Annotated in this window: 15 protein-coding genes; 6 read left to right on the top strand and 9 right to left on the bottom strand. The window is 71.1% G+C overall.

From position 1 onward, the window contains the following. Positions 1-1479, bottom strand: coding sequence for a hypothetical protein (locus tag ACFYZB_RS27325; protein ID WP_388763249.1), 1479 nt, complete (start codon positions 1477-1479; stop codon positions 1-3). A 489-nt stretch (positions 1480-1968) separates the two neighbouring features. On the opposite strand from ACFYZB_RS27325, the gene ACFYZB_RS27330 reads away from it, so the two are divergent. Next, positions 1969-2631 carry a bifunctional DNA primase/polymerase gene (locus ACFYZB_RS27330; RefSeq protein ID WP_351210918.1) on the top strand — a complete coding sequence of 221 codons (663 nt, stop codon included), beginning with the start codon at positions 1969-1971 and terminating at the stop codon, positions 2629-2631. Between the two features lie 327 nt (positions 2632-2958). Here ACFYZB_RS27330 and ftsY read toward each other — a convergent pair whose 3' ends face one another. Further along, on the bottom strand, positions 2959-4161 hold the full coding sequence (ftsY, locus tag ACFYZB_RS27335) for a signal recognition particle-docking protein FtsY (RefSeq protein WP_351210920.1): 1203 nt from the start codon (positions 4159-4161) through the stop codon (positions 2959-2961). A gap of 363 nt (positions 4162-4524) precedes the next feature. On the opposite strand from ftsY, the gene ACFYZB_RS27340 reads away from it, so the two are divergent. The 3 genes from ACFYZB_RS27340 (at position 4525) to ACFYZB_RS27350 (ending at position 7427) form a co-directional block, all read left to right on the top strand. Then, positions 4525-5976 (top strand): cytosine permease, encoded by a 1452-nt coding sequence (locus ACFYZB_RS27340; RefSeq protein WP_388763252.1) that lies wholly within the window; start codon positions 4525-4527, stop codon positions 5974-5976. A 214-nt stretch (positions 5977-6190) separates the two neighbouring features. Then, positions 6191-7162, top strand: a complete 972-nt coding sequence (locus ACFYZB_RS27345; protein WP_388763254.1) for an LLM class flavin-dependent oxidoreductase — start codon at positions 6191-6193, stop codon at positions 7160-7162. 64 nt (positions 7163-7226) lie between these two features. Beyond that, positions 7227-7427 carry a hypothetical protein gene (locus ACFYZB_RS27350; RefSeq protein WP_388763255.1) on the top strand — a complete coding sequence of 67 codons (201 nt, stop codon included), beginning with the start codon at positions 7227-7229 and terminating at the stop codon, positions 7425-7427. Positions 7428-7545: 118 nt separating this feature from the next. Here ACFYZB_RS27350 and ACFYZB_RS27355 read toward each other — a convergent pair whose 3' ends face one another. The 4 genes from ACFYZB_RS27355 to ACFYZB_RS27370 all read right to left on the bottom strand — a co-directional run bounded on the left by ACFYZB_RS27355 (position 7546) and on the right by ACFYZB_RS27370 (position 13858). Next, the gene (locus tag ACFYZB_RS27355) at positions 7546-8964 is read right to left on the bottom strand and encodes a sugar porter family MFS transporter (RefSeq protein ID WP_388763257.1); all 1419 of its coding nucleotides are present in this window, start codon (positions 8962-8964) and stop codon (positions 7546-7548) included. Between the two features lie 201 nt (positions 8965-9165). Then, complete coding sequence (gene smc / locus ACFYZB_RS27360) at positions 9166-12744, bottom strand: chromosome segregation protein SMC (protein WP_388763259.1); 3579 nt, start codon at positions 12742-12744, stop codon at positions 9166-9168. A 247-nt stretch (positions 12745-12991) separates the two neighbouring features. Beyond that, positions 12992-13195, bottom strand: coding sequence for a hypothetical protein (locus ACFYZB_RS27365; protein ID WP_061925742.1), 204 nt, complete (start codon positions 13193-13195; stop codon positions 12992-12994). Positions 13196-13576: 381 nt separating this feature from the next. Continuing rightward, the gene (locus ACFYZB_RS27370; RefSeq protein WP_351216313.1) at positions 13577-13858 is read right to left on the bottom strand and encodes an acylphosphatase; all 282 of its coding nucleotides are present in this window, start codon (positions 13856-13858) and stop codon (positions 13577-13579) included. A gap of 182 nt (positions 13859-14040) precedes the next feature. Between ACFYZB_RS27370 and ACFYZB_RS27375 the strand changes: the two genes are divergently transcribed. After that, on the top strand, positions 14041-15351 hold the full coding sequence (locus ACFYZB_RS27375) for a CAP domain-containing protein (RefSeq protein WP_388763315.1): 1311 nt from the start codon (positions 14041-14043) through the stop codon (positions 15349-15351). A 59-nt stretch (positions 15352-15410) separates the two neighbouring features. Here ACFYZB_RS27375 and ACFYZB_RS27380 read toward each other — a convergent pair whose 3' ends face one another. Continuing rightward, positions 15411-15995: a flavodoxin family protein gene (locus ACFYZB_RS27380; protein ID WP_351216317.1), complete on the bottom strand. Its 585-nt coding sequence runs from the start codon at positions 15993-15995 to the stop codon at positions 15411-15413. Between the two features lie 117 nt (positions 15996-16112). On the opposite strand from ACFYZB_RS27380, the gene ACFYZB_RS27385 reads away from it, so the two are divergent. Continuing rightward, positions 16113-16541 carry a helix-turn-helix domain-containing protein gene (locus tag ACFYZB_RS27385; protein ID WP_351216378.1) on the top strand — a complete coding sequence of 143 codons (429 nt, stop codon included), beginning with the start codon at positions 16113-16115 and terminating at the stop codon, positions 16539-16541. Here ACFYZB_RS27385 and ACFYZB_RS27390 read toward each other — a convergent pair. Beyond that, the gene (locus ACFYZB_RS27390; RefSeq protein ID WP_388763262.1) at positions 16517-16936 is read right to left on the bottom strand and encodes a DUF6924 domain-containing protein; all 420 of its coding nucleotides are present in this window, start codon (positions 16934-16936) and stop codon (positions 16517-16519) included. The two genes, ACFYZB_RS27385 and ACFYZB_RS27390, sit on opposite strands and share 25 nt — an antisense overlap. Before the next feature lie 13 nt (positions 16937-16949). Next, positions 16950-17831, bottom strand: coding sequence for a bifunctional DNA-formamidopyrimidine glycosylase/DNA-(apurinic or apyrimidinic site) lyase (mutM, locus tag ACFYZB_RS27395; protein WP_388763264.1), 882 nt, complete (start codon positions 17829-17831; stop codon positions 16950-16952). Positions 17832-17838: the final 7 nt, after the last annotated feature.

The following is a 17838-nucleotide window of genomic DNA, read 5'->3' on the forward strand; positions in this document are numbered from 1 at the left end:
TCAGACCGCCTCGGCGGTCTCCGGCAGGTCGACGGCGAGCTGATCGGTGAGGTCGACCACGGCGGCGAGATCGCCGTAGTCCCGTACGGCCGTGTCGACCGTCTTTCGGATACGAGTGTTCACACGCTCGGAGCGGACCTTCTTGGCGATGTCCATGGCCCGGCAGGCATAGGCCGTGCTCTGCTCGGGCTCGCGCTGGAGCAGGTGCACGGTGGCCATGCCGATCAGATTGAGCGCGTACGACCGCTGGTGTTCACTGTCCTCGGAGAACTTCTCCACCGCCTTCCGCATCAGCGGCTCGGCGAGGGAGGCGTAGGCGGGGCTGCGTCCGGCGACGTAGGCGAGGTCGCGGAAGGAGTGGGAGTTCTCGCCGTACAGCTCGGCCTCGGAGAAGAAGCGGATCCAGTCCGGGTCCGGCTCGTCCCACTCGTCGGCCTCGGCGAAGGTGTCCTCGGCCATGCGGACCGCGCGCTTGGTCTTGCCGGGCTGGCCCATGTTGGCGTAGGCGCGGGCCTCCATCGCATACAGCATGGACTGGGTGCGCGGGCCGGCGCAGTCGCGGCTGCCGTACTGGGCGAGGTGGATCAGCTCCAGCGCGTCGTCGGGCCGGCCGAGATGGATCATCTGGCGGCTCATGCTGGAGAGGACGTACGAGCCGAGCGGCTTGTCGCCGGCCTCCTTGGCCGCGTGCAGGGCGAGGACGAAGTACTTCTGCGCGGTGGGCTGGAGCCCGACGTCGTACGACATCCAGCCGGCCAGTTCGGCGAGTTCGGCGGCGACCTTGAAGAGCTTGCGCGTGGTGGCCTCGGGCTGGGGTTCCTGGAGCAGGTCGGTGACCTCGTGCAGCTGGCCGACGACCGCCTTGCGGCGCAGGCCGCCGCCGCACTGGGCGTCCCACTGGCGGAACATGCGCGTGGTGGACTCCAGCAGGTCCAGCTCGGGCTTGGACAGCCGGCCGGGCCTGCGGGCGTCGAGGACGGGCTCGGGCTCGGCGGGGACCGGGGCGGCGGGGCTCGGGACGAGCCAGCGCTGCATGGGCTCGACGAGGGACGGGCCGGCGGACAGCGCGAGGGAGGTGCCGAGGAAGCCGCGCCGCGCGAGCATCAGGTCGCTGCGCGAGAACTCGCTGAGCAGGGCGACCGTCTGCGGGGCCGTCCAGGGCAGGTCGACGCCGGACGCGGAGGGTGACTGGCGGGCGGCGCGCAGACCCAGGTCCTCGATGGAGACGACACAGCCGAAGCGCTCGGAGAACAGCTCCGAGAGGATGCGCGGGATCGGCTCGCGCGGGTTCTCCCCGTCCAGCCAGCGGCGCACGCGCGAGGTGTCGGTGGAGATGTGGTTGGCACCCAACTGGCGTGCCCGGCGGTTCACTTGGCGCGCCAGCTCGCCCTTGGACCAGCCGCTGCGCACGAACCACGAGCCGAGCAGCTCATTGGGGCGCTTGTCAGCGTTCGCTCCACTACCGCCGTTGCCGCTCACTGGAACGCCCCCATCCCTGAGACCACTTGTCGTCGTTGCGACCTCGGTCGCCCCGGAGGGAGACCACCACGCGCCAAGCCTTATCAGAATGCCGGTAAATACGGTCTCTTGTCCGCTGGTTCTCACCCTTCGAACGAGCTGACGACTCGCCTCCGGCATACCCGTCCAGGCATATGCCGTCCGGACTCGCACACTCACAGTAATCCTACGATCACCCGCTCAGCCACGGGGATCCCGGAAACGCCACCATTCGCCACCCCTTCGAATGAACTCACGGTCGGCAGTACGCGATTCACTTGACATAGGACGGCTGGAAGTGGGCGGAGTGAGGCACATGGGGGCGTGAATACCCTGACGCGCCACCCGTTGCACCTCAAGGCGCCACCTTGACCTCGCATCCATCGGGGAAGGCGGAGCCGTAGCGTTACGTACCGCTTCCGTCTCGTTCCGTGTCGTAACCACCGGCGCGCTGGACCCGTTGGAGGGGGCATGGGCTTCACGATCGGCGGCATTCGCGAGATCCGCTCCGGCACGCGTCGGCGCGGCCGTTCGTCGGAGTGCACCGCCGTCGCCGAGTTCACCGGGCTGTGGGGCTGGGACGTGGTGCCGGGAGCCCGGGCCCAGGCGGGCGCCTGCTCGTGCGGGCGCGCCGACTGCCCGGCGCCGGGCGCGCACCCTCTGGACTTCGCGCCCCAGGTGTCGGCCGGGGCCACGCTGGACGAGGTGAGCAAGGCCTGGTCGGAGTTCCCGGGCGCTGCGGTGATGCTTCCCGTGGGCCGGGCGTTCGACGTCGTCGAGGTCTCCGAGGCCGCCGGCCGCCGCGCCCTGGTCCGCCTGGAGCGGATGGGACTCCCCCTCGGCCCGGTGACCGCGACGCCCGACGGCCGCGCCCACTTCTTCGTCGCCCCCGGCGCCGCCGCCGAGCTCCCCCGGCTGCTCTACCGCATGGGCTGGGACGACCCGACGGCCCTGGACCTGCGCGGCCTCGGCCCCGGTACGCACATCACCGCCCCGCCCTCCGACCGGGGCGGCCTGGGCCCGGTCCACTGGCTGCGCCCACCCGCCCTGGACTCGGCGACCCGGCCACCGGCGGCACGGCTCCTGCTGGGGACACTGGCGTACGTGGCCCACCGGTCGCGGACGCGGGCGTAGCCGGCCGTACGGCCCGCCGGACAAGGCGAAGCGCCCGTCCCCGACTGCACCTCGGGGCGGGCGCTTCTCGTCAGCAACCGCAGGCACCGCACCAGCAACCGCTCGACCACCGATCAGCACACCCACACACCCCTCCGACACGCCCCCGGCCGACACACGACCACACCCGCAGCAACCACTACAGCCGGGCCCGCCGGCGCATGCGCCACCGGTCGCGCGCGCGGGCGTAGCCGGCCGTACACCCCGCCGGACAAGGCGAAGCGCCCGTCCCCGACTGCACCTCGGGGCGGGCGCTTCTCACCACCTACCACTATTGGTACGTGGTCCCTATTCGCCGATCAGCGCGTCCACGAACGCCTCCGGCTCGAACGGCGCCAGATCGTCGGCGCCCTCACCGAGTCCGACCAGCTTGACCGGGACGCCCAGCTCGCGCTGGACCGCGACGACGATGCCGCCCTTGGCCGTGCCGTCCAGCTTGGTCAGCACGATGCCGGTGATGTCCACAACCTCCGCGAAGACGCGGGCCTGCACCAGGCCGTTCTGGCCGGTGGTGGCGTCCAGGACGAGCAGCACCTCGTCGAGCGGCGCGTGCTTCTCCACGACCCGCTTGACCTTGCCGAGCTCGTCCATGAGGCCGGTCTTGGTGTGCAGGCGGCCGGCGGTGTCGATGAGGACGACGTCGACCCCCATCTCCTTGCCTTCCTTGACCGCGTCGAAGGCGACGGAGGCGGGGTCGCCGGCCTCCGGGCCGCGCACGGTGTAGGCGCCGACCCGCTCGCCCCAGGTCTGCAGCTGGTCGGCGGCGGCGGCGCGGAAGGTGTCGGCGGCGCCGAGCACGACGGTACGGCCGTCGGCCACGAGCACGCGCGCGAGCTTGCCGGTGGTGGTGGTCTTCCCGGTGCCGTTGACGCCGACGACCATGACGATGCCGGGCTTGCGGTCCTCGGGCTCGGTCCTGACCGTGCGGTCGGCCTCGGTGCCGACCAGCTTGAGCAGCTCCTCGCGCAGCAGGCCGCGCAGCTCCTGAGGGGTACGGGTGCCGAGCACCTTCACGCGCTCGCGCAGGCTCTCGACCAGCTCCTGGGTGGGCTGCACACCGACGTCGGCGGTGAGCAGCGTGTCCTCGATCTCCTCCCACGTCTCGTCGTCCAGGTGCTCGCGCGAGAGCAGCGTGAGCAGGCCCTTGCCGAGGGCGGTCTGGGAGCGGGACAGGCGGGCGCGCAGGCGGACCAGCCGGCCCGCGGTGGGCTCCGGGATCTCGATCTCGGGAGCCGCAACGGCGGGAGGCTCCTCCACGGCGACCGGTGCGGGGCCGCCGGGGAGATCCACCTCCTCGATGGTCCGGCGCGGTTCTTCGCGCGGCGTCTCGGCCTCTTCGCCGACGTGCGGCTCGGCCGGGGGCGCGGTGATGTCGGGCGCCTTCGGAGGCGGCGGAGGCAGCGGCTTCTTGCGCCGGGTGCCCACCAGCAGCCCGCCGAGCGCCGCGAGCACGACCACGGCGATGACTACAGCAAGGATGACGGTTTCCATAACAAACTCAGTATGGCGTGACCTCGCACTCGGCCGTTCGTTCTACGCGCGGGGCCACCGACCCCGCCGGGCCGGCCTGGCCCGCGGTCCGGCCTCGCGCCGGCCGGAAGCCCCTCAGGGGCGAAGTCACAACGCGTCCGGTATCAGGATGCGTGGGGTCCAAAGGACAGGGGCCCAGGGCGTGTCACGGCTCATACGGTGGGCCGCGACACGCCCTCGCCGCGAGAGGCTGTTTTGTGCCTTCCTCCAAGAGACAAACGCCACTTATTACGAGGACTCGGAGCAAAGTACGATGGTGGCGACTCTGTTGACGCGCGTAGAGTCCGAGCGTCCCCGTCCCCCCACGTCTGGTGCCCCTTTTTCATGAGCAAAACCGTCGAGACCGAAGGCGCTCTCGAGACCCGAGGTATCGAGCAGGTCCCGGATCACGAGCGCACCGCGAAGACCCGCGAGCTGTTCCCCACCTGGGTCGGCGCCAACATCAGCGTGCTGCTGCTGACGATGGGCGCGAGCCCCGTCGTGGCGTACCACCTGAACATCTGGCAGGCGCTCGTCGTCGCGGCGGCGGCGCCGGTCGTGTCGTACGGCCTGGTCGGTCTGATCGGCATCGCGGGCAAGCGCGGTGGCGCCCCCGGCATGGCGCTCTCGCGCGCGGTCTTCGGCCAGCGCGGCAACCTGCTGCCCGGTTCGCTGATCTGGGTCGCGCGCTGGGGCTGGGAGACGATCAACGCGGTCACCGGCGCCTACGCCATGCTCACCATCCTGGACATCCTGTTCGGCATCAAGGCGAACAGCGTGCTGGACATGGTGATGCTGCTGGTCTTCGTCGTCGCGACCTTCGCGATCTCCGGGCTCGGCATCAACGCCGTGCAGAAGTGCAACAAGTACGCCACCTACCTCTTCGGCGTCTTCTCGGTGCTGGTCCTGGCCTACCTGGTCGCGAACACGAACTGGTCGAAGGTGCTGCACCACGGCGGCGGCTCCACGGCCGCGGTGATCACCGGTGTCGGCATGATCGCGGCGGGCGGCGTCAGCTGGATCCCGACGGCGCCGGACTTCACCCGCTATCTGCCGCGCACGGCGTCCTCGAAGGCGATCGTCGGTACGGCGGTGGGCGGTGCCGGCATCGTCGTCCTGCCCATGGTCCTGATGGGCGCGGTGATGGCGGTGTCCACGCCGGACCTGGCCTCGGCGACCGACCCGGTGTCCTTCCTCGGCGAGATCCTCCCGACGTGGATCGCGGTGCCGTACCTGTTCATCGCGCTGATCGGCATGCTGCTGATCAACTCGATGTCGATGTACTCGGCGGGCTTCACCGCGCAGACCCTGGGCTTCAAGGTGCCGCGGCACTGGGCGGTCTCGGTGAACGCCGTGATCTCGCTGGTCTTCGGCGGAGTGCTGATGCTGGTGGCGACGAGCTTCATGGGCTCGTTCATCGCCTTCCTGTCGCTGCTCGCGGTCGCCTTCTCCGCCTGGGTCGGCGTCTTCGGCGCGGACATGCTGCGCCGCACCGAGTACGACGGCCGCGCCATGACGGACACGACCCGCGCCAGCGCCTACTGGTACAAGGGCGGCTTCTCCCCCGCGGCCGTGGCCGCCTGGGCGATCGGCCTGGTGTCGGGCCTGATGTTCACGACCTCGGACTGGTTCACCGGCCCGCTCGCCAAGAACAACGTCATCGGCGAGTACGGCCTCGGCTGGGTCGCCACGATCGTGATCTCGGGCCTGCTGTACCTGGCGCTGCCGAAGCCGGCGGTGACGAAGCCGGCGGAGGCCGTCGAGCCGGCCGAGGAGCGCGCGACCGTCGACGCCTGACGGCCCTCAGCGGGCCGGGCCGCCTTGTGCAGAGCGGCACTCGCCGACCCGGCCCCGGCCGGACTCGGCCCGCGGATCGATGGGTACGGCGTCCCCCGTCCCGTGCGCCTGCTCCCGTCCCGCCACAGCCATAGCCATAGCCATAGCCATAGCCATCTGACGATACGTCAGCTACCGTCCCCCTCCACCGCATCGCACCGGAGGGGGACTTCCCATGCCCGTCACGGTCGTCCGTTTCAACCTCGTCGCTCCCGGCGCCGGCCCTGCCGCCCTCTCCGCCCGCTACCGGGCCGCCCTGGAGATGGCCGCGTACGCGGACGAGCACGGGATCGGCACCGTGCAGACCGAGGAGCACCACGGCGCCGACGACAACTGGCTGCCGTCGCCGTTCGCCTTCGCGGGCGCGGTGTTCGGGGCGACCCGCCGTATCGCGGTGACGGTGTCGGCGGTGATCGGCCCGCTGCACGACCCGCTGCGGCTGGCCGAGGAAATCGCCGTACTGGACCTGCTGAGCGGCGGGCGGCTGGTGACGGTGGCCGGGATCGGCTACCGGCCCGAGGAGTACGCCCTGTTCGGCGTGGAGTGGAAGCGCCGGGGCCGGCTCCAGGACGAGCTGCTGGAGACCCTGCTGAAGGCGTGGTCCGGCGACGAGTTCGACCACCGGGGCCGCACGGTACGGCTCACCCCGCGCCCGTACACCGACCCGCACCCCCTCCTGCTGGTCGGCGGCTCCTCCAGGGCCGCCGCCCGCCGGGCCGCCCGGCTCGGCCTGCCGTTCTTCCCGAGCGCGCATCTGCCCGAACTGGAGTCCTACTACAAGGAGCAGCTCGCCGAGTACGGCACGGAGGGCTGGGTCATGATGCCCGCGGCCGAGACGCCCCTGCTGCACATCGCCGAGGACCCGGACCGGGCGTGGGCGCAGTACGGCGAGCACTTCCTGCACGAGGCGCGCACCTACGCCTCCTGGCAGTCGGGGCAGATCCGCTCGGCGGTGAGGTCGGCGGCCACGACGGTGGCGGAGCTGCGCGCGGAGGGCGTGTACCGGATCCTCACGCCGGACCAGTGCGTGGGGCTGGGGCTGGACAGTCTCGTCCTGCATCCGCTGGTGGGCGGCATGCCGGTGGAGGAGGGCTGGCGGAGCCTCAGGCTGTTCGCGGAGCGGGTGGTGCCGGTGGTGGGGGGCTGAGCGAAGAATCCGGTGGACTCGCGTCCGGCGCGGTGGTGCGCTGCCTGCATGAGTCTGAATGTGGATGTGGTGGTCCGGGGGCCCGACGGTCCCGACCGAGGAACTGCCGCTCTTCCTGAAGGAGCTCGCGCTGTTGCGCGCCCGCCTGGACGTGATCTGCGCGGCCGTCGGAGTGCACCCGTCCAGCATCGTCAGACGCCTGGACAACATCGAGGCGGCGACTCTGCGTGCCCGGGAGATCGGCGCCCGCGTCCTCATCTGGTGAGCCGTCGTACGACACCGCCGCCCCCGGTCCGGGCAGTGGCCGGGCTGGGGGCGGCGGACGGTACGAGGAGGAGGGCAGCGGGGACTTGGCCCTTCTCCCCGAGTTCACGGGGGGCTGGTCAGCCCATCTCCTCCAGCGCCTTGCCCTTCGTCTCCTTGACGAACTTCAGGACGAACGGGATCGAGAGCGCGGCGAAGGCCGTGTAGATGATGTAGGTGCCGGAGAGGTTCCAGTCGGCCAGCGACGGGAAGCTCGCGGTGATGGCCCAGTTGGCGATCCACTGCGCCGAGGCGGCGACGCCCAGGGCGGCGGCGCGGATCTTGTTCGGGAACATCTCGCCGAGGAAGACCCAGACCACCACACCCCACGACAGGGCGAAGAAGAGGACGAACACGTGGGCGGCGATCAGGGCGGTCCAGCCCTGGGTGCTCGGGAGCTTGCCGTCGACGAGGTGGTACGAGAACGCCCAGGCCTCCAGGGCCAGGCCGACGGCCATGCCGACCGAACCGATGAGCGCGAGCGGCTTGCGGCCGACGCGGTCCACGAAGATCATCGCGATCACGGTGCCGATGATGTTGATGATCGACGTCGTGAAGGAGTAGAAGAACGAGTCCGTCGGGTCGACGCCTACCGACTGCCACAGCGTCGAGGAGTAGTAGAACGCGACGTTGATGCCGACGAACTGCTGGAAGACCGACAGGCCGATGCCGATCCAGACGATCGGCTTGAAGAAGAAGCCACCGCCGAGCAGGTCCTTGAAGGCGGACTTGTGCTCGCTCTTCATCGCGTGCTCGATCTCGGCGACGCGGGCGTCCAGGTCGACGTCCGTGCCCTCGACCTCGGCGAGGATCTCCTTGGCGCGCTCGCGCCTGCCGACGGAGAGCAGGAAGCGCGGGGACTCGGGGATCGCGAAGGACAGCATGCCGTAGAGGACGGCCGGGACGACCATGACGCCGAGCATGACCTGCCAGGCCTCCAGGCCCATCAGGTGACCGCGCTGGTTGCCGCCGGCGGCGTTGAGCAGGCCCCAGTTGACCAGCTGGGAGACGGCGATGCCGACCACGATCGCGGCCTGCTGGAAGGAGCCGAGCCGGCCGCGGTAGGCGGGCGGGGCGACCTCGGCGATGTAGGCCGGGCCGATGACGGAGGCCATGCCGATGGCGAAGCCGCCGACGATGCGCCAGAAGGCGAAGTCCCACAGGGAGAAGGGCAGCGCGGAGCCGACAGCGCTGACGACGAAGAGCGCCGCCGCGATCTGCATGACCCGGATACGGCCGATCCGGTCGGCTATGCGGCCGGCGGTCGCGGCACCGACGGCACAGCCGATCAGGGCGACCGCGATGACCTGGGCGAGGGCCGCGGAACCGATGTCGTACTTGGTTCGGATGGCCTCGACCGCGCCGTTGATCACGGAGCTGTCGTAACCGAAGAGGAAACCGCCCATGGCGGCGGCCGCCGCGATGAAGATGACGTGCCCGAGATGCTCGGGGTGGGCCGTTCTGGCTCCTGTCTGAGGTGCCTGCGCTGTGCTGGTCACGTGAATCTCCTCGGGCCGCGGCAGCGCTGCCGCGTGGGGGGCGAGCCCTTACAGGTGAGACCTGAAGGTAAAAGCAACGTTGCAGAGACTATGCCTTCAAGTTTCGAAGTCAATAGTCCAACCGCTGTGAGTTTTTCGATATGCCCCCTCACCCTGTGTTCACTTCTTGAACACAGGGTGAGTTGATCTTGAATGGATGCGCTAACGAAGGCGCTGGGAAATGACCTTGGAGACGCCGTCGCCCTGCATCGACACGCCGTAGAGCGCGTCGGCGACCTCCATCGTGCGCTTCTGGTGCGTGATCACGATCAGCTGCGAGGCCTCCTGCAGCTCCTGCATGATCCGGATCAGCCGCTGGAGGTTGGTGTCGTCCAGCGCCGCCTCGACCTCGTCCATGACGTAGAACGGGCTCGGCCGGGCCTTGAAGATCGACACCAGCAGCGCCACGGCGGTCAGCGAGCGCTCGCCGCCGGAGAGCAGGGACAGCCGCTTGACCTTCTTGCCCGGCGGACGCGCCTCGACGTCCACGCCCGTGGTGAGCATGTTGTCGGGATCGGTCAGCACCAGACGGCCCTCGCCACCGGGGAACAGCCTGCTGAACACGCCCTCGAACTCACGGGCGGTGTCCCGGTAGGCCTCGGTGAAGACCTGCTCGACGCGCTCGTCGACCTCCTTCACCACCTGCAGCAGATCGGCGCGGGTCTTCTTCAGGTCCTCCAACTGCTCGCTGAGGAACTTGTGCCGCTCCTCCAGCGCCGCGAACTCCTCCAGGGCCAGCGGATTGACCTTGCCGAGCTGCTGGTACGCCCTCTCGGCGGCCTTGAGCCGCCGCTCCTGCTCGGCACGGTGGAAGGGCCTGGGCTGGTTGCGCGGGTGTTCCGGGTCCTCCGGCAGCACCTCGCCCTCGGCGGGGGGCGAGGGCGGCACGGGCTGGTGCGGGCCGTACTCGGCCACCAGCCCCTCCGGCTCGACACCCAGCTCCTCCAGCGCCTTGGTCTCCAGCTGCTCCATGCGCAGCCGCTTCTCGGCGCCGAGCACCTCGCCGCGGTGCACCGAATCCGTCAACTTGTCCAGTTCGGCCTTCAGTCCGCGTCCGGCGGTGCGCGCGGCGGTCAGCTCCTGCTCGCGCTGCGCCTTGGCGGCCTCGGCTGCGGCGCGTTCCTGCTCGGCGCGGGCGAGGGACACCTCGATGTGCGCGAGCAGCTGCCGGGCGCCGGAGGCGACGGCCTGGGCCACGGCCGCCTCGTGCCGCAGCCGGGCGCGGCGCTGCTCGGCACGCGCGCGTGCCTCGCGTTCCGCGCGGGCGGCACGGTCGAGCGAGTCGGCCCGCCCGGCGAGCCCCTTGACCCGCTCCTCGTGGGTACGGACCTGGAGGCGGGCCTCCATCTCGGTCTGCCGAGCGTTGGCGCCGTCGGCGGCGAGCCGGTCGCGTACCGAGGTGTCCGGCTCCTCCTCGACCGGCATCTCCTCGGCGACCGCGAGCCGCTCGGCCAGTTCCTCGGCCTCCTGTACGGCCTTCTCCAGCGCCTCCTGCGCGCGTGCGGCGGCCGCGGCGGACCGCTCCGCCTCGCCGGCGGCGCCCCGCGCCTGTCCGGCGAGCCGTCCGAGCTGCTGGGCGACGGCCGACTTCTCCCGGTCCGCCGCCCGGCGCCGCTCCCCCAGCTCTTCCACGAGGGCGGCGGCCTGGGTACGCCGTTCGGCCGCGGCCCGCTGCTCCTCGGCCAGCTCCTCGCAGCGCACCGCCAGCTCGGCCAGCTCGGCCGCCGCCTCGTCGACGGAGGCCTGCACCTCCAGCAGGCTGGGGGCGCCGGCCGAGCCGCCGTGGGCGAAGTGGGCGCCGAGGAGGTCGCCGTCGGCGGTGACGGCGGTGAGTTCCGGGTGCGCGTAGACGAGGTCCTCGGCGTCCTCGAGGGTGCCGACGACGACGATTCCTTGCAGGAGGCGGCGGACGGCGGGGAGGAGTTCGGCGGGGCCGCGCACGAAGCGCTCCGCGGGGAGGGGGGTGGGCTCCGGCGGGGGCGGGGTGACGGAAGCGCCGGCGTCCGCCGTCGGCTCATCAGGCGCCCCGGCCAGAATCAGGGCCGCCCTTCCCCCGTCCTGTTTGCGCAGCAGGCGGATCGCCTCGGCTGCCGATGCCGGGGTGGCCACGGCGATCGCGTCCGCCGCCGCTCCGAAGGCTGCCGCCAGCGGTACTTCGTAGCCCGGGGTGACCGTCAGGAGTTCTGCCGCCGGGCCGAGGACGCCGGTGAGGCGGTCACGGGCCCCCAGCAGTATCCCGCTGCCGTCCTTGCGGCGAAGACCCAGTGCCAGCGCCTCGTGCCGGGCCTGGGTCGCCGCGCGGCTCCTCTCTGCCGCAGTGGCCGCCTCGCGGGCCGCGCTCAGGGCGGCCTCGGCCTCGGTGAGCCGGCGCTTGCCGGCCTCGTGCTGGTCGGCCAGGTCCGCGTCGTCCGCGTCGAGACCGTCCACCTCGGCCTTCAGGGCCTCGTACTCCTCCTGCGCGCGCACCGCACGTTCCTGGGCCTCGTCGCGGGCCGTGGCCAGGCGGTCGATCTCGGCCTGCGCGGAGGCCGCACGGGAGCGGGCCGCGTTGACCTGGCCGGACAGGCGGGCCAGGCCTTCGCGGCGGTCGGCGATGGCGCGGGCGACGTCCTTCAGCCGGCGTTCCTCCGCGGCCAGCTCCCGCTCCAGCTCGGCGCGGTGGGCGACGGTGTCGTCGAGGGCGCGCTGGGCCGCCTCCAGGGCCGCCTCCAGCTCGGCCTCCTGCTCGCGGATGCGGGCGGCCTCGCGCTCCATGTCCTCGGGGTCGCGGCCCCGGCGTTCGTCGGGCGGGGCGGAGGTGGCGCTCTTCACGCGCGCCTCGGCGAGCGAGACCGTGCCGCGGACGCGCTCGGCCAGCTGGGACAGCTCGTACCAGGTCTGCTGGGCACGCTGGAGGCGCGGCGTGAGCTGTCGTACCTCGTCCTCCAGGAGGGCCTCGCGGTGCAGGGCCTTCTTCAGCTCCTGCTCGGCCGCCTCCTTGCGTTCCTTCAGGGCCTCCTCGTCCGCGATCTCGGCCTTGAGCGCCTCGCGCAGGCGTACCAGGTCGTCGGCGAGGAGGCGCAGGCGGGCGTCCCTGAGATCCGCCTGGATCACGGCCGCCCTGCGCGCCACCGCCGCCTGGCGGCCCAGGGGCTTGAGCTGGCGGCGCAGTTCGTCCGTGAGGTCCTGGACGCGCGCGAGGTTGGCCTGCATCGCGTCCAGCTTGCGCAGGGCCTTCTCCTTGCGCTTGCGGTGCTTGAGGACGCCGGCGGCCTCCTCGATGAAGGCGCGGCGGCCCATGGGATCGGCGTGCAGCACGGAGTCGAGCTGGCCCTGACCGACGATGACGTGCATCTCGCGGCCGATGCCCGAGTCGGAGAGGAGTTCCTGGATGTCCAGGAGGCGACAGGTGTCGCCGTTGATCTGGTACTCGCTGCCGCCGTTGCGGAACATGATCCGCGTGATGGTGACCTCGGCGTACTCGATGGGCAGGGCGCCGTCGGAGTTGTCGATGGTCAGGGCCACCTCGGCGCGGCCCAGCGGGGGACGGCCGGTGGTGCCGGCGAAGATGACGTCCTCCATCTTGCCGCCGCGCAGCGACTTGGCGCCCTGTTCACCCATGACCCAGCTGAGCGCGTCCACGACGTTGGACTTGCCCGAGCCGTTCGGGCCGACGACACACGTGATCCCCGGCTCGAACCGGAGTGTGGTCGCCGAGGCGAACGACTTGAACCCGCGGAGGGTCAGGGCCTTGAGGTGCACGCCGCTGGACTCTACCGGGCGCCGCTATCTCACTCCATGAACCCTCGCAACCGCGCGGTTTCGCCAATGAACATGCAGGGCACACCGTACGTTAAAGAGGGTGAAAGGATGCGCGGGGCAAGAAAGAAGGGACGCCGAAGCGTCCCTTGCAACTCTGACGACCGGGTTGCGGTCGTCCTCATCAACTGAGCGGTTGATACGGGCAGCCCAACCACTGCGACTGCTGTTGTGGAGCTTGATGCAGTGATCAGGTGAGCGCAGGCTCCGCCTGGTGTGCGTCGATGCTCTCCATGATCCTGTCCTGAGAGGCGGCAGCCGCCAGCGCTTCGTTCTCCGCCTGGATCCGTACGAGCTCGGACTCCAGGTCCTGGACGCGCTGCTGCAGCCGTCGCATCTCGGCGAGGAGTCGCGGGTCGGAGCCGCCGACGTAACCGAGAAGCGCCTTTGCCATGATGGATGGTCCTCCACAATGAGTGACCGACCGATGCGGTGTGGGTCGTGAGGGATAGCACCCGCGGTGCTTGGCACATTCGGGTGTTGCTCTAGTGCTGCTCCATGCCAAACAGCTAAGGTGCGCGGGGCTTTCAGCGTCTCACCAAAAAGTTTGACGGTCAACACGATCACGCCCTGTATTGGCGGGCAAACCGGGGCGCGCGGCCGGAAAAGCGGCGGCGCAGCGAGTCTTCCGGGACCCTCAGGGCGTGGCGATCAGCTGTTCCTGCGGAGCCTGCCATGCCGGCCCGTTCTTGGCAACCACCAGGTCGTTTCTGCGGTGTGCATGTGCCCCCGGCAGCTCCCGGTGCGCCGGCCTGCGCGCCTTTACGGAATCGGCTCAGCGGATGGCGAAGCCGTCGTAGCCGCCGCGGGGTGTGTCCCAGATCTCGGTGACTCCGTCCACGTGTCCGGGCGTGTCGTCGCCCTGGAGCCAGTCCAGCAGCCCCTCACAGTCCTCGCGCGGGCCCTCCGCGACGACCTGGACGCGGCCGTCGGCCAAATTGAGAGCAAAACCACTCAGGCCGCCGATCTCCAGCGCCTTGGCACGCGTGAACCAGCGAAAACCCACACCCTGCACGCGTCCACGCACCCAGGCGACCAGTCGTACATCCTCGCTCATGGGTGCAACCTAACCGGCCGGTGTCGCTCGGTTCACATCGCTCGCCGACGGCATGCGGTAGCGTCCCGACCCCATGCATCTCATATGAAACTCACTCGATCGGGTGAGTCGGGTTGGCCATGGGAAGCCCATCGGCCGCGCAGGCGCCGGCCCACCGCGAGGACGAGGAAGAGGGCAAGGACATGGGACGCCACCGACGCTCCACCGCCGGCCGCTCCGCCACGGGCCGCGCCACGCGGGGCACCCACACGCAGCGCTCCGTCACCGGGGGCGGTGTCCCGCAGGGCTCGTTCGCGGGTGAGGCCTGGCAGGGCTCGTTCGCGGGTGAGGCCTGGCAGGACCCGTTCGCGGGTGAGGCCTGGCAGGACCCCTACCAGGGCGGCGCCCGGCGGGAGCCGTACCCGGGTGAGATCGTCCGGCGCGGACGGACGGAGATCGTCCGGCGCGAACAGGCGCCGCGGGGCATCGCGCCGTATCTGAACCCGGAGTTGCACTTCCCGGCGACCGGTCTGCAGCCGATGGCCTACGCCGAGGCGACCGCCAGGGCGCACGCCTATCTGTTCGCGGCGGAGCACGACGGCGCGGGCGGCTCCGGGGCCGGTGGCTTCGCCCCGGCCGACGGCCTCTCCTCCGGTCACCGGCGCCGCAGGAAGGGCGCGCGGCCGGTGCGCGCGGGCCTGCTCGGGGTGTCCGTGGCCGTGGCCCTCGGTACGGCCGCGGTGGCCACCGGCGTCATACCGGGTCTGCAGAACTACCGACTCGGCGGCGACACGCACACCACCGGGGACGCGCGCCTGCAGGCGGTGCCCGCGCCGAGCAACACGGCCGCCGAGCAGGGCGGCGCCTCGGGCAGTGCCGACGATCCCACGGGCTCGGGCACCGGTCACGCCTCCGGGCCCTCCCGGTCCCCGAGCCCGTCCGCCCCGAGCCCGTCGGCCTCCGCCTCCCGGTCGGCGTCCCCGTCGGCCTCCCCCACCCCCACCCCGTCGCAGACGGCGACCGGGACGCCGACGCCGCGGGCGACGGCGTCCGCCCCGTCGACGGAGGTTCCGTCGGCTACGGCGTCCAAGGCGCCGAGGGCGGGTTCCGCACCGGTGGCGGTGTCGAAGACGGACACGGCCGCGGCGGAGACCGAGGTGCTCAGGCTCGTCAACGAGGAGCGGGCGAAGGTCGGGTGCAGCGCGCTGACCACGAACTCCTCGCTGACCAGGCTGGCCGAGTCGTTCAGCGACGACATGGCGGCACGGGACTTCTTCGACCACACCGACCCGGACGGCAGGACGCCGTGGGACCGGGCCGCGGCGGCCGGGATCACCGACCTCGGCGGCGAGAACATAGCCCGCGGCCAGGCCGACGCGGCGGCGGTGATGCAGGCCTGGATGGACAGCCCCGGCCACCGCGCCAACATCCTGAACTGCGACTTCAAGACCCTGGGCGTCGGCGTCCACTTCGGCCCGGGCGGGCCCTGGTGGACGCAGGACTTCGGGTACTGAGCCGACCCGGCACAGCCCGTCCCCACCTACGCCACGGCTCGTTCCCCGCCCCGTTGGCGTCAGGCGGCGATCCGGCCCCGCGCGAACTGCCGGGCGGTGTCCGCGACGCGGCGGCCCAGGTGCTCGGCCGTGGCCACGTCGGCCTTGTGGACGCCCTCGGGACCCTGGTCGTTGTTGCTCTGGGCGGCGGCGCCGGCGAAGAAGCCGAGGCGGTTGAGGTCGTTCTCGGAGGCGGTGCTGGCGTTCCAGCCGGGGAGCAGACCGAGGTTGACCCAGGTCATGCCGTGCTGGGCGGCGAGCGTCTGGAAGAACTGCAGGGTGTGCAGCTTGTCGCCGCTCTTGGAGGCCGAGTTGGTGAAGCCCGCTGCCAGCTTGTCCTTCCAGTCCTGGCCGAACCAGCGCTTGGAGGTGGCCTCGGCGAAGACGTGGAAGGCCCCGGAGGCCGTGCCCATGTAGGTGGGCGAGCCGAAGACGATGGCGTCGGAGCGGTCCAGCGTCTCCCACTGCTCGTCGGTGATCTCGTCGACCTTGATCAGGTGCACCTCGGCACCTGCCTCGGCGGCACCGGCCCGGACGGCCTCGGCGAGGACTGCGGTGTGGCCGAAGCCGGAGTGGTAGGCGATGGAAACGACAGGGGTGGTCACAGGGACTCCTCGAATGGGCAGATCGAAAGCGGTGACCCCAGGAAAGCACTAACTCTTGGTTAGTGCAACCTGCCGGTTAGCGCTGTGCGGGAGTATCCTTGCGCCATGACCGCCGGTATGAGCGCCACCGCCCAGGACCCCGACGACCTCGCCTACGACGTCTTCGCCAAGGCCTGCCCGTCCCGCGGCACGCTGGAGCACGTCACGGGCCGCTGGGGCGGCCTCACGCTCGGCGCGCTGTACGAGGGTTCGCTGCGCTTCAACGAGCTGCGCCGCCGGGTGGACGGGGTGAGCGAGAAGATGCTGTCCCAGACGCTGCACGCGCTGGAACGCGACGGCCTGGTGCACCGCGAGGCACAGCCGACCAACCCACCGCGCGTGGACTACGACCTCACTCCCCTGGGCCGTCAGGTCGCCGAGCGGCTGCTGGCGCTCATCCACTGCGTGGAAGGCGCCATGGACGAGGTGCTGGCGGCACGCGAGGCGTACGACGGCCGTCGGCCGGCACAGCCGGGTGGCGGTCAGCCGTCGCCGCAGCCCCGGTAGGTGCCCGAGCCGTCGACGCAGTCCGCGAACTCGGCGAAGTCCATGTTCGCGATGCCGAGGTTGACGGAGATGTCGGAGAACCAGGCAGGCGGGACCCGGAAGGTGCGGCCGGGCTCGTCGGCGAGGTCGACGGCCAGGAGGCGGTGCTCCGCGTCCGCCATGGTGGTCTCGTCCGCGAGGAACACGTAGAAGACCTTCGCGTCGTCGTCGGCGGCGGCGTCCTCCTCGACCAGTGCCCGGACGCTCACCCCGGCGAACCGGGGATCGCTGACGAACACGGCCGTCGAGAACTCCTCCGTCTCCTCGATCTCCGCGCACACCGCGTCCCAGGCCGGGTCGTCGGAGAAGTCGGTGCGCAGGACGAGCGAGAACTCGCCCTGTCCGGGCAGCGCCATACGGCTGTTCCTCTCAGCCCCGGCCGGCCGGCACCGCCGCCCGGACCTTCGGGGGGCGCTGGCACTTCGGGCAGAAGTAGCTGGAACGGTTCATCCAGGGGCGGCGGCGGATCGGGGTGCCGCACCGGTTGCAGGGCTCGCCCTCCCGGCCGTACGCGTCCAGCGACCGGTCGAAGTAGCCCGACTCGCCGTTGACGTTGACGTACAGGCTGTCGAAGCTGGTGCCGCCGACGGCGAGGGCCGCGTTCATCACGTCCCGGACGTGGCCGAGGAGTTCGGTCGTGACCGGACGGGTGAGGTTCGCCGTCGGGCGCTCGTAGTGGATGCGGGCGCGCCACAGCGCCTCGTCCGCGTAGATGTTGCCGACGCCGCTGATCAGTGACTGGTCCAGCAGGGCCCGCTTGATGGTGGTCCGCTTGCGGCGCAGCGCCCGGTGGAACGCCTCGTCGTCGAACAGCGGGTCGAGGGGGTCGCGGGCGATGTGCGCGATGACGTCGGGCAGGCCGTCGGGGGTGTTGTCGTGCAACGACAGCCCGCCGAAGGTGCGTTGGTCCACGAAGCGCAGTTCGGTGCCGAGGGAGTCGGCGAACCGGATCCGGATGCGCAGGTGCTTCTCGTCCGGCGCCTCCTGCGGCTGCACCAGCAACTGGCCGCTCATGCCGAGGTGGGCGAGGACGGACTGGTTCGTCTCCTCCAGGGGCAGCCAGAGGTACTTGCCGCGGCGGCTGGGCGCGCCGATGTGGTGGCCCTTGAGCTGGTGCGCGAAGTCGTCGGCGCCCGCGATGTGCCGGCGTACGGCGCGCGGGTGCAGCACCTCGACCTCGGCGACGGTGCGGTGGGCGACCCAGCGCGCCAGACCGCGCCGGACGACCTCGACCTCGGGCAACTCGGGCATCGCGACC

It is taken from the genome of Streptomyces sp. NPDC001852 (assembly GCF_042891825.1).
In the GTDB taxonomy this organism is placed as follows: Bacteria; Actinomycetota; Actinomycetes; order Streptomycetales; family Streptomycetaceae; genus Streptomyces.